This is a genomic window from Clostridium cibarium, from assembly GCF_014836335.1.
GTDB classification, from domain to species: Bacteria; Bacillota; Clostridia; order Clostridiales; family Clostridiaceae; genus Clostridium; species Clostridium cibarium.
This window is the reverse complement of record NZ_JACSRA010000006.1, coordinates 41,657-54,196: the sequence shown is the minus strand read 5'-3', so window position 1 is coordinate 54,196 and position 12,540 is coordinate 41,657. Positions and strand designations below refer to the sequence as shown.

Genomic DNA, 12,540 nt, shown 5'->3' with positions numbered 1-12,540 from the left:
ATGAGGATAAATAAACTTCTTAGTAATTATGGGATTTGTTCAAGAAAAGAAGCAAATAGAATTATTGAAGAGGGAAGGATAATAGTAAATGGAGTTAAGTGTATAACAGGACAGTGGGTAGAAGAGACTGATGATATACTTCTTGATAATGTTCCTATAAAGAGAAAGGAAAAGGTATATATTCTTTTAAATAAACCGGTTGGTGTTACTTGTACTGCTAAAGAAGATGTTGAAAATAATATAATAAGTTATCTAAATTATCCTGAATATATTTTTCCAGTAGGAAGATTAGATAAAGAATCTCAAGGTTTAATTTTACTTACAAATGATGGAGACTTAGCAAATAAGATTTTAGAATCAGATAATTATCATGAAAAGGAGTATATAGTTACATTAGATAAACCTTATGATGATTCTTTTATTGATAGGATGTCTTCAGGTGTTGAGATTGGAGATATAAAAACTAGGCCATGTGTATTGAAGAAAATTGATGATATCACTTATTCTATTATTTTAACCCAAGGATTAAATAAGCAGATTAGAAAAATGAGTAGAACTTTTGGATACAAAGTAATAAAGCTTGAAAGAATTAGAATAATGAATATAAAAATAGATGGATTAGAGTATGGAAAATGGCGATATGTAAATAATGAAGAGTTTAAATTTTAAATAATAAGCTACCTTAAAAATTAGATTTATATCTTTAAGGTAGCCTAGAACTTTGCTTTTTATTTAAATAATGTAACAAATACTAAAGTTAAAGTGCTTACAAGTTTTATGAGAACATGAAGTGATGGACCAGCTGTATCTTTAAATGGGTCACCGACTGTATCACCAACTACGCTGGCCTTATGGGCTTCAGAATTTTTTCCGCCATGTTCACCTAATTCTATAAGTTTTTTTGCATTATCCCATGCTCCACCACCATTATTTAAGAATAGGGCCATAATAACTCCAGCAATAGTAGTAATCATAAGGAAAGCACCAGCAGATTCTTTTCCTAAAAGTATACCAACTATAACAGGAGTGAAAACTACTAAGATTCCTGGAAGTATCATTTCTTTTAAAGCTCCTTTAGTAACTATATCAACACAACTAGCATAATCAGGTTTTGTTGAGCCATCCATTATTCCTTTAATCTCATTAAATTGTCTTCTAACTTCTAGAATTACATATTGTGCAGCTCTGCCAACTGCTCTTATGGCAGTAGAACTAAATAGAAATACTACCATGGCACCGATAAATCCTCCTATAAATACTTCGGGTTTTCCTATATCAATTGCAAACCAAGAATCTAAAGGCTTATCCAAAATTCTCTTAACTTCATCTAAGTAAGCAGAGAATAAAAGGAATGTTGCAAGTGCTGCAGAACCTACAGCATAACCTTTTGTTAATGCTTTTGTAGTATTTCCGCAAGCATCCAATCTATCTGTTACCACTCTAATTTCTTCAGGTGCACCAGACATTTCTGTAATACCGCCAGCATTATCAGTTATTGGACCAAAGGTATCCATAGCAAGGATGTATGTGCAAGTGGATAACATTCCCATTGTAGCTATAGCTGTGCCGTAAAGACCAGAATTAGCTACACCAGGCATAGCTAAATCACCTAATTTGTAGGCTACAAATATGCATATAGAAATAAATATAACAGGCAAAGCAGTAGATTCCATACCTACGGAAAGACCAGTTATTATATTAGTTGCTGCTCCAGTTTGAGAAGAATTAGCAATATCTTTTACTGGTTTACGATTTATAGAAGTATAATAATCTGTAATAAGAACGAAGACATAACTAAGGAATATGCCTGCAAATACACATCCATACAGATATAAATAATTTACAGTGCTTCCGTTAGATAGTGTTCCGCTTAGCATGTTTTTAACTACAAAAAATAATAATATAAGGTTTAGTAATGATGTAATGAAAAAGCCTTTCTTAAGAGCTTTCATAGGATCATCTTTATCATCTTTTACTTTAACAGTAAATATTCCAACAATTGAAGCTATAATACCAAAAGCACGAGCTACAAGAGGAAATAATATGCCTTTCCAGCCAAAGATAGGATAAAGAGCAACTCCAAGTATCATAGCACCTATATTTTCAGCAGCTGTTGATTCAAAAAGGTCAGCTCCTCTACCTGCACAGTCACCAACATTGTCACCAACAAGATCAGCTATAACAGCTGGATTTCTTGGATCGTCTTCAGGGATACCAGCTTCAACTTTTCCCACAAGATCAGCTCCAACATCAGCTGCTTTTGTATATATACCACCACCAAGTTGTGCAAAAAGAGCTACAAAGGAAGCACCAAAACCAAATCCAACTATAAGGGATGGAGCTTCTTTAATTAATGTATCATTACCTGATATTCCCCCATATACTAAAAATAATGAAGCAACACCAAAGAGAGATAAAGCTGTAACAGCAAGTCCAGTTACAGCGCCACCTTTAAGTGCTATTTGAAGAGCATGGTTTAGTCCTTTTTTTGCACCAGCAGCAGCTCTAATGTTAGAATTTACAGCCATGTACATACCTATATAGCCGGATAAAGCAGAACAAAAAGCTCCAGTTATAAAAGCTATCCCAGTATGAATAGAGATAGATATAGCTGAGCTAGAACCTTTAGATAAATTACCTAAGTAATTACAAAAGACAATTAAAAATAAAGCTAAGATAGATAAGATAGCTATGGTTTTGTACTGCCTTTTTATAAATGCCATAGCACCTTCTTTGATAAAGTTTGAAATTTCTTGCATTTTATCTGTACCCTTATCTTGAGAAAAGGTGTATTTAGCCAGATAGATAATGACAAGAATTGAAATAAGTATAACTCCGTAAATTAAGCATAAATAAGATAGCATAAAAAACATCTCCTTTTAAACATAATATGGTTATAATTATATTATACACCTTAAATGTAAAAATATCACAAAAATAAGTCGTAATTTTGGATTATGTAAATAAGAAAAAAGGATAATTATTAGATTATGTATTGACTTCCAAAGTATAGCAAACTATAATGATAATTAATATCAATAAAAAAGAGGTGAGATTCATATGAATTTAATTATGTCATTAATTATTGTAACAACTTTAGCTTTGTTTTTAACGGCAAGCATAAAAAAGAATAGCTATATTTATTATTCTATAGCAACAGTAATTGCAATAATTACTGCTACTTATGAAATCCTTAGAATTGCTTCAGGGGCAAATTTAGGTGGATTTATTCTTTCTTTAGAAAAAGTTTCTATTAGGGGATTAATTTCAATAGCATTTTTTATCTTAGTAATGTTTGCAGGTGCATTGAATCCAAAATGGAAAATAACAAGAAAACTATTAGGAATTAGAGCAGAACTAGCAATAATAGGATCTATCCTTATGTTGCCTCACGGTATTATATATTTTACTCGTTTTATCTTACTTAAGCTTCCTAAAATGTTTAGTGAAGGAACATTCTCGGTGTTGTATTTAGAATACATAGTAGTTGGAATTATCGGGTTTATTATTATGATACCTTTATTCATTACGTCAATAAAAAAAATAAGAAGAAGAATGAAGGCAGTCAAGTGGAAAAGACTTCAAAGATGGGCATATGCATTTTATTTTTTAGCATATCTTCATATAGTACTTATATTATTTAATGATAAAGAGTTAGATTACTTAAGATTAATTACTTACACAGCTATATTTGGTTCATATACAGTTTTAAGATTATTTAAATATGAAAAAATGAGACAAGCTAAATTATTAGCAATGAATTAAAAACAAGCCAATGATACTAATAAGGTATTATTGGCTTGTTTTATCAATAAATTTAATCAGGATATTTATAAATACACTACCTATTGGGAAAAATATAATGAAAAGAATTCAGTTATCTGTCTTTGTACTTGTTTTGTAACGAAAAAAGAGGTAGCTTATGATTTCTTAAAAAATTTAAGTTTATATAATAAATAATGAAAGAAATATTGAAAGTATTTTTTAAATATATAAACTAAATCAACTAAAAAACTATTAAAAAAACAGAATTGTAAAATAGATTGACTTTAGTAGTGAGGATAGTTATAATTTATTACAAGATTTAACATTTAGCGATGGAGCTTTGGTATTTATGCCAAGGCTCCTTTTTTATTAAAATTTATGTTTTTTATTAAAAAGTACTTGAAATGGGGATTAAAACAATGGAGATTAAGACAATAGAGAAAAAGGGATCTAAAAAGACACAACTAAATACGGCAGAGTTATTAGTGCAGTGCTTAGAAGAAGAAGGAGTAGAATATATTTTTGGTATTCCAGGAGAAGAAAATCTTGAAGTTATGAATGCAATATATCATTCTTCTATTAAATTTATAACAACTAGACATGAACAAGGTGCAGCTTTTATGGCAGATGTCTATGGTAGATTAACCGGAAAGGCAGGGGTATGTTTATCTACACTTGGTCCAGGTGCTACAAATTTGGTAACTGGTGTAGCAGATGCGCATAGTGATGGAGCACCGTTAGTAGCTATAACTGGACAAGTGGGAACAGAAAGAATGCACTTAACATCTCATCAGTTTTTAGATTTATGCAAGATGTTTGAACCAATTACAAAGAGGAGTAAGATGATTGTTCGTCCTAGTACAGTAAATGAAATTGTACGTATTGCATTTAAATATGCTGAAAGTGAAAAACCTGGGGCATGCCATATTGATTTGCCTGTTAATATATCAAAAATGAAAGTAGATTATGGTGAGAAACCATTAAGAAAGAAGTTACCACCTAAGGAAGTAGCAGAGATAGAAACTATTGAAGAAGCAGCAGCGGAGATATTCAAAGCAAAAAATCCAATAATATTGGCAGGAAGTAGTGCTGTAAGAGGAAATGCAAGTGAGGCTTTAACAAAGTTTGCAACAGATTTAAAGATTCCTGTTATTATGACCATGATGTCAAAGGGGATAATTCCTTGTGATAATTTTTATTCAATAGCTACCATTGGAATTCCGCAAAAAGACTATGCAAATAAATTAATTGAGAATTCAGATTTAGTTATTGCTGTTGGATATGACATTGTAGAATATGGACCGTCAAAATGGAATCCAGATGGACATGTTGAAATTATACACATTGACACAAGACCAGCTCATATTAATAAGCTATATCAGCCCAAAGTAGAGGTTATAGGTGATATTTCAGAATCTCTATTAAATATAAAAAGAAGGACAACAAGAAAAGATGAGCCAGAATATGCATTAGAAATTAGGAAAAAAATTCAGGATGAATATGAAAGTTATGCTGATGATATGTCGTTTCCTATGAAGCCACAAAAGATTTTGTCTGATGTTAGAAAAGTTATGGGGCCAGACGATATTCTTGTTTCTGATGTTGGGGCACATAAGATGTGGATTGCAAGGTATTATAATTGCTATAAGCCAAATACTTGTATAATTTCAAATGGTTTTGCAACTATGGGGATAGGGGTGCCGGGAGCAATTGCAGCAAAATTAATTAATCCAGATAAAAAGGTTTTAACTATAACTGGTGATGGTGGATTTATGATGAATTGCCAAGAAATTGAGACAGCTATTCGCATAGGGGTGCCGTTTGTAACACTAATATTTAACGATAGCAATTATGGACTTATTAAATGGAAACAGCTTGATCAATATGGAAAGAGTTGTTATGTTGATTTTACTAATCCAGACTTTGTAAAATTAGCAGAAAGTATGAATGCTAAAGGATATGTTATTGAGAAGGCTGAAGATTTAATTCCAACACTAGAAGAAGCTTTTAAGCAAACAGTACCAGCAATTGTAGATTGTAAAGTTGACTATAACGAAAATGTAAAATTAACTAGGTATCTAAAAGAAATATGTGAAAATTCATAAAAGCATATATTGGCTTAAATTAAAGGGGGGGACTTAGATGATAAATTTAGAAAATGTAGTTAAGAATTTTGGGAATGTGCATGTTCTAAAAAATATAAATTTAAAGGTTAATGAAGGTGAAAAATTAGTTGTGATAGGACCTAGTGGCTCTGGAAAATCAACTCTTATAAGGTGTATGAATTATTTGGAAGAGCCTACAGAAGGTAAAGTAATAGTAGAGGGAAATGATCTAAGCTCAAAAAAGAATTTAGTTAATGTTAGACAATATACATCCATGGTTTTTCAGCAATTTAATTTATATCCACATATGACTGTACTAGAAAATCTTACTTTGGCACCTATAAAACTTCAAAATGTAAGTAAGAAAGTTGCAGAGGAATCAGGATTAAAATACTTGGAGAAGGTAGGGCTTGCTGATAAAGCTAATGCTTATCCAAATGAATTGTCAGGCGGACAGCAGCAAAGAGTTGCAATTGCAAGAGCACTAAATATGCATCCGAAAATAATGTTATTTGATGAGCCAACTTCAGCATTAGATCCTGAAATGATTCAAGAGGTATTAGATGTAATAGTTGGATTGTCAAAAGAGAACATTACTATGGTTGTAGTTACTCATGAAATGGGCTTTGCTAAACAAGTAGCAGATAGGATTATTTTTATGGATAATGGACAGATAATCGAAGAAGGAAAGCCAGAGGAGTTTTTTAATAATCCTAGAAACGAAAGAGCAAAAAGTTTTTTGAGCAAAGTTATAAGATAACATTTTATTAAAAGGGGGCAAAAATATGAAATTTAAAAAATTAATATTAGCAATAGGAATAGGCTTATCTATGATGATGGCTGGATGTGGAACAGATTCAAAAGATTCGGGAAATAGTTCCGAGTCAAGAGAAATTCAGGTAATAAAAGATAGAGGAGTATTAAAAGTTGGAGTGAAAGTAGATGTGCCTAAGTTTGGTTACAAAAATGCATCTACAGGGGAAATAGAAGGATTTGAGGTAGATTTATCAAAACAAGTAGCAAAGAAAATCTTTGGAGAAGAAAATAAAATTGAATTACAAGGGGTTACAGCTAAGACAAGGGGACCACTACTTGATAATGGGGAAGTAGATATGGTTGCAGCAACATTTACAATAACAGAAGAGAGAAAGAAGAGTTATAATTTTTCAGACACATATTTGAAAGATGGAGTAGGGCTACTAGTTAAGAAGAGTTTAGGGGCATCATCATTAAAGGACTTAGATGGAAAGACCGTGGGAGTAGCACAAAGTTCTACAACTAAGGTTGCATTAGAGGATGAAGCAAATAAGCAAGGAGTGAAATTGAAATTTTCGGAATTTGGTAGTTATCCTGAAATCAAAGCAGCATTAGATTCAAGCAGAGTTGACTGTTTTGCAGTTGATGCTTCCATTTTAAATGGATATGTAGATGATTCAACAGTGATATTAGATGATAGATATAACCCACAAGAGTATGGAATTGCAAGTAAAAAGGAGAATACAGAATTGGCTAAACTTATTAATGAAGTAGTAAATGATATGAAGATTTCAGGGGAAATGGATAAGTTAATCCAAAAGTGGGAGATAAAATAATGAATGGGCCATTTGCTTTATTTAAATGGAAAGCGCTTTTTAGTCAATTTGATGTATTCTTAAATGGTTTTTTTATAACTCTTGCAGTTGGAGTTTTAGGTTTAATATTAGCTTTAATTTTAGGTGTTGTCTTTGGAATGTTTTCTACTAGCAAAATTAGAATTTTAAAGATTATTAGCAGAACATATGTAGAATTAATACAAAATACACCGCTTGTAATACAGATATTTTTTTTGTTTAATGGACTTCCATATATAAAAGTAGTTTTGCCTGTATTTGTCATAGGAGTTATAGGAGTTGGTATATACCATGGTGCATATATATCTGAAGTTGTGAGAACAGGAATAACATCTATATCTAAAGGGCAATTTGAAGCAGCCAAGTCTCAGGGATTTACTCATACTCAGACCATGAGATATATTATTTTACCGCAGACTATAAAGATTATAATACCACCACTTACTAATCAACTTGTAAATCTAATAAAAAATACTTCTGTACTAGCAATGATTGCTGGGGGAGATTTAATGTATAGAGCAGACTCGTGGTCATCTGGAAATATGTATTACGGACCAGCTTATGTGGTAACAGGTATTTTATACTTTATACTATGTTATCCTCTTTCAAGATTTGCAAGAAGACTAGAGCTAAAGAAGAAAGAAAGAAAAAATACATGCAAATCCTCTATAAATTCTAGAATAACTTTTGTTGAAGGGGGAATATAATGATATCACAAGTTTTCAATAGTACAAATGCGTTATTTTTATTGGAAGGAATAAAATTAACGTTGATAATAGCTTTTTCAACAATTGTGTTAAGTTTAATATTTGGAACTATTCTTGCAATACTAAGAAATTATTCAAAAGGGATTATTGAAAGATTATCTATATTATATATAGAGGTATTTAGAAATACCCCTTTATTATTATGGATATTGTCTATAAGATTTTTAGTACCCATAAAGCCTGTATATTCAGGAATATTATCATTTACTTTATTTACTTCAGCTGTAATGGCAGAAATCTTAAGAGGAGGAATAAATTCTGTTAATAATGGTCAGTATGAGGCAGCTTATTCACAAGGATTTTCTAAGTTACAAACTTTAAGATATATAGTATTACCTCAAAGTTTTAGACGATGTATTCCAACACTTTTGTCTCAAGTGGTAACAGTAATTAAAGATACATCATTTTTATGGGCAGTAGGAATAGAAGAGTTTACAGGGAAAGGAATGATACTAATGGGTAGTTTTGTAAGTTCAACTCAAGTATTTTTACTTTTTGGGGCTTTGGCAGGAATATATTTCATGGTGAATTTTTTCATATCTTGTAGTGTAAGAAGAATAAAAGTTTAAAATTATAGCTAATTTGTTTTTTTATTAATATTGTATTCAGATTTCTAATCTATTTTGATATTATTTTTGGATTTAAAGTTTTAAGTTGTATGGTATGTAGTTAAATGGTACAATTGGATGGAAAACTTTAGATGAGGTGATAATAATGTTAATTTGGGGATGGGGAAGAGTTACTAAAAGATCAATTGGACCAGTATTCCAACAGACTTGTAGTTATTGTAATACAACAAGTATTTGGAAGTTATATGTCATAAGAACGTGGTTTACTTTGTTTTTTATTCCTATAATACCATATAGCAAAAGATATTGCGTTGCTTGTCCAAGTTGTGGGAGTTACATAAAGCTTAACAAGCAACAATTTCAAGAAATGAAACTTGCTATAGATACTGCAACTAATAGTAGAAATATTGAAGATAATTTAAAGTATCAGGGAAAGACAGAAACTCAAATTAGTTATTTGAAGGAAATGGAAAAGTTGAACGATAAGAAGGATAGAGAATGTTAATAATATCTATTTGTTAAAAAAAGATATGTCAAAAATATTTTGACATATCCTTTTTTTAGACCAAATTTCTAATAAAATTAATTGTTGAAATACATTGGAAATTTGGAGAAATTAAAGAATTATGGTAAAATACAAAACATACAATTATTCTTGATATTAATATAATTTAATTATAATTAGAAAAAGAATGCAATATATTAAAGATAGAGAGGAGATAAAAAGTAATGAAAAAAAGTAATAGTATATATACTAAGATTAGTAAAATTGTATTTATGATATTAGGTTCAATTCTTGCAGCGGTTGGATTAGAAATATTCTTAATACCTAATAATGTAATTGATGGCGGGATTGTAGGAATATCAATTATGGCAAGTTATTTAACACAGTTACCTCTTGGATTATTTACCTTCGTATTAAATATTCCATTTTTTATTGTCGGATATAAACAGATAGGAAAGACTTTTACACTATGTACTTTATTTTCTGTAGTTTGTTTTTCTATTGCAGTATCGATTTTTCATCCTATACCAGGTATAACTCAAGATGTTTTATTAGCATCAGTATTTGGTGGAATAATACTAGGAGTTGGAGTCGGAATAATAATAAGGAATGGTGGAGCATTAGACGGTACAGAGATAGTAGCTATAATATTTGATAAAAAACTTAGTTTTTCTGTTGGGGAAATAGTGATGTTTTTTAATTTATTTATATTAGGTGGAGCAGGATTTGTTTTTGGATGGGATAGAGCAATGTATTCACTAATAGCATATTTTATTGCTTTCAAGGTCATAGATATAGTAGTTGAGGGAGTAGATGAATCAAAAGCAGTAATGATTATTTCAGATGATTATATGGAAATATCAGAGGCTTTAACTGCAAGGCTTGGAAGAGGAGTAACTCTTCTAGATGGAAAAGGAGCATATAAGGGTTCTGCAACAAATGTTATATATGTGGTAGTATCTCGTTTAGAAATATCTAAGTTAAAATCTATTGTAAATGGATTTGACGATAATGCGTTAATAACAGTTGGAAGTGTTGAAGTATCAGGGAAGAAATATAAAAAGAAAGCTATACATTAATATAAAAATAATGTAAATAAAAAGATTTAGAATATAAACTAAATCTTTTTACATTTTATAACTCCTTTCCAATCCAGTTAGATAGTTGCTTTATGAATTCTTCATTCCTTTTAAAATATGTCCATTGACCTATACGTTTTGATTCAAGAAAACCAGCATCTTGAAGTATTGATAGGTATTCAGATGTTGTGGATTGAGATAAACCAGATTTATCCTTAATTGATCCAACACAAACACCATTAACAAAGTCATCTTCATCCAAAGAATGATTTTGTGGTGGGAAATAGAGGTCAGGAGACTTAAGCCACTTTAAAATATTTAAACGTGCCTCATTTGATAATGCTTTAAAAATTTTTACGTATTTCATATTTATATTGTATCCTTTTTTAAAAACAAGTCAATGATGTAAAAATTATAAATTTATTAATAAGTTTTGGTTATCAATAAATAATGGGGAAATTGGCATGGAAGTTATAACGAATTAATAAATCTATATATTAAAAACAGCAGAGTAAAAAGTTACTCTGCTATTGTTATGGAGTTTTATGCTTTACTTAGTGCATCTTTTACAGCTGTCATAATTCCTTTAGAGCTAAAAGTAGCCCCTGAAACAGTATCTACTGAAGTTGATTGAGTAGAAATTATTTTGCTTGTTATTGTATTTTCAACTCTCTGATAAAATTTTGGTGTATCTTCCGTAGATATTGTTTTAATTGCACTGATTTTGCCTGAAGAAACAGTTACTGAAAGTTTTGTTGTTCCACCTTTGAAACCAGTACCAGTACCAGTATAAGTTCCATCTTTATAACTTTGATTAGTATTAGCGGTTGTAGTATTTCCGTTGGTAGTTTTACTGCTAGAGTTAGTATTGGTTTGTGTTGATGACTTAGCAGTATTGTTATTGTTAGTATTAGAGTTAGAGGACGTATTAGCATTACTTGTTGAAGAACTTCCAGAAGCTTTATTTAATGCAGCTTCTACCGCTTCAATGATTCCCTTAGAGCTAAAAGTAGCCCCTGAAATCGTATCTACTGAAGTTGATTGAGTAGAAATTATTTTTTTTGATATAGTTCCTATTGCTTTTTGATAAAAACTAGGAGTATCACCTTGTGAAATTGTATCAATACTAGTGATTTTACCGTCACTTATTATAACAGAAATTTTAGTTGTAGCACCTTTAAAACCAGTACCAGTACCAGTATAGGTTCCATCACCATAATTTGGTGTAGAACTAGTTGCACTATCTGAAACTATACCAGTAGATGAAGCTAAACCGCTAGCTGTTAAAACTGAGCTTGTACCATTGCTTAAAGCATAAACACCAGCAAATGTAGCAATTGCTACAGAACTAGCTAATGCTGGATTAATATCTTGATTAACTATATTTCCATGGGTATTTTTTCTAGGACATACTTCTAAACATTTCAAACAATTTATACATTCTCCACCGCGAACATAATTCATTTTATATAGAGGCAATCCCATTGAACAATTGCTTGTACAAATTCTACATTTGCCACATTTATCATTTGGTTTGTTAATTTTAAAGATACTTATTTTAGAAACTATAGAGAATATTGCACCTAGGGGGCATAAGTATCTGCAGAAAAATCTTTCAACAAAAAAAGCACCAATTGTTATTAAAATTAAAAGTATAAATCCAATAGTAAGATTTGTAATAACATATGAGAAATCAGTTATTTGAGCAAAAGCATCCCAAGGGCTTGTATTATTAAATATATTACTTGTAATTGTCCAAGATACTATTATAAGCATTAATAGAACTACATATTTCATATACTTTAAAATTGAATCAACTTTTTTGTTAACTTTAAAATTAATTTTAAAAACATTTTTAGATAGTAAATGAATCCAATCATTAAATGTACCAAAGGCACAGAACCATCCGCAGAAAAACCTACCTAACAACATGGTTGCTATAATAGCACTTACGAATTCAAGTAATCCAGGAAAAGCCTGAATAAAGTGAAAATTACCATCAATAATCATTTGATATATTTTTTTGAATTCACTAAAGGCTAGAATATATAGCCCTGGAGAAAGAAAAAATAATATTAATTGTATTACATGTCTAACTACTTGCATTTTCTTAATCTTTTTTAACATTTTAATAACTCCT

At 30.5% G+C, this 12,540-nt stretch carries 12 protein-coding genes; 9 read left to right on the top strand and 3 right to left on the bottom strand.

Going from position 1 to position 12,540, the window contains the following annotated elements; all coding sequences use genetic code 11:
- Positions 1–669 (top strand): pseudouridine synthase, encoded by a 669-nt coding sequence (locus H9661_RS05130; RefSeq protein ID WP_143316775.1) that lies wholly within the window; start codon positions 1–3, stop codon positions 667–669.
- Positions 670–728: 59 nt separating this feature from the next.
- Here the strand turns inward: H9661_RS05130 and H9661_RS05125 are convergent, their stop codons facing one another.
- Positions 729–2,864 carry a sodium-translocating pyrophosphatase gene (locus H9661_RS05125; RefSeq protein WP_191767864.1) on the bottom strand — a complete coding sequence of 712 codons (2,136 nt, stop codon included), beginning with the start codon at positions 2,862–2,864 and terminating at the stop codon, positions 729–731.
- Positions 2,865–3,060: 196 nt separating this feature from the next.
- Between H9661_RS05125 and H9661_RS05120 the strand changes: the two genes are divergently transcribed.
- The 8 genes from H9661_RS05120 (at position 3,061) to H9661_RS05085 (ending at position 10,400) form a co-directional block, all read left to right on the top strand.
- The gene (locus tag H9661_RS05120; RefSeq protein WP_143316777.1) at positions 3,061–3,765 is read left to right on the top strand and encodes a ferric reductase-like transmembrane domain-containing protein; all 705 of its coding nucleotides are present in this window, start codon (positions 3,061–3,063) and stop codon (positions 3,763–3,765) included.
- 419 nt (positions 3,766–4,184) lie between these two features.
- Positions 4,185–5,870, top strand: a complete 1,686-nt coding sequence (locus tag H9661_RS05115) for an acetolactate synthase large subunit (RefSeq protein WP_143316778.1) — start codon at positions 4,185–4,187, stop codon at positions 5,868–5,870.
- A gap of 37 nt (positions 5,871–5,907) precedes the next feature.
- On the top strand, positions 5,908–6,630 hold the full coding sequence (locus tag H9661_RS05110; RefSeq protein WP_143316779.1) for an amino acid ABC transporter ATP-binding protein: 723 nt from the start codon (positions 5,908–5,910) through the stop codon (positions 6,628–6,630).
- Positions 6,631–6,655: 25 nt separating this feature from the next.
- Positions 6,656–7,462 carry a transporter substrate-binding domain-containing protein gene (locus H9661_RS05105; RefSeq protein ID WP_191767863.1) on the top strand — a complete coding sequence of 269 codons (807 nt, stop codon included), beginning with the start codon at positions 6,656–6,658 and terminating at the stop codon, positions 7,460–7,462.
- Positions 7,462–8,187 (top strand): amino acid ABC transporter permease, encoded by a 726-nt coding sequence (locus tag H9661_RS05100; protein ID WP_143316781.1) that lies wholly within the window; start codon positions 7,462–7,464, stop codon positions 8,185–8,187. Before H9661_RS05105 ends, H9661_RS05100 begins: the two co-directional genes overlap by 1 nt.
- The gene (locus tag H9661_RS05095; protein ID WP_207729634.1) at positions 8,187–8,816 is read left to right on the top strand and encodes an amino acid ABC transporter permease; all 630 of its coding nucleotides are present in this window, start codon (positions 8,187–8,189) and stop codon (positions 8,814–8,816) included. The genes H9661_RS05100 and H9661_RS05095 overlap by 1 nt, the downstream gene beginning before the upstream one ends.
- A gap of 145 nt (positions 8,817–8,961) precedes the next feature.
- Positions 8,962–9,321 carry a zinc-ribbon domain-containing protein gene (locus H9661_RS05090; RefSeq protein ID WP_143316782.1) on the top strand — a complete coding sequence of 120 codons (360 nt, stop codon included), beginning with the start codon at positions 8,962–8,964 and terminating at the stop codon, positions 9,319–9,321.
- 224 nt (positions 9,322–9,545) lie between these two features.
- Entirely contained in the window at positions 9,546–10,400 is an 855-nt protein-coding gene (locus H9661_RS05085; protein WP_143316783.1) for a YitT family protein, read from the top strand.
- A 55-nt stretch (positions 10,401–10,455) separates the two neighbouring features.
- On the opposite strand, the gene H9661_RS05080 is transcribed toward H9661_RS05085, so the two are convergent.
- Together H9661_RS05080 and H9661_RS05075 are read right to left on the bottom strand one after the other, a co-directional pair.
- A complete protein-coding gene (locus H9661_RS05080; RefSeq protein ID WP_143316784.1) occupies positions 10,456–10,767 on the bottom strand; it encodes an ArsR/SmtB family transcription factor in 312 nt (103 codons plus the stop codon).
- A gap of 176 nt (positions 10,768–10,943) precedes the next feature.
- On the bottom strand, positions 10,944–12,527 hold the full coding sequence (locus tag H9661_RS05075; protein WP_191767862.1) for an FMN-binding protein: 1,584 nt from the start codon (positions 12,525–12,527) through the stop codon (positions 10,944–10,946).
- Positions 12,528–12,540 lie beyond the last annotated feature (13 nt).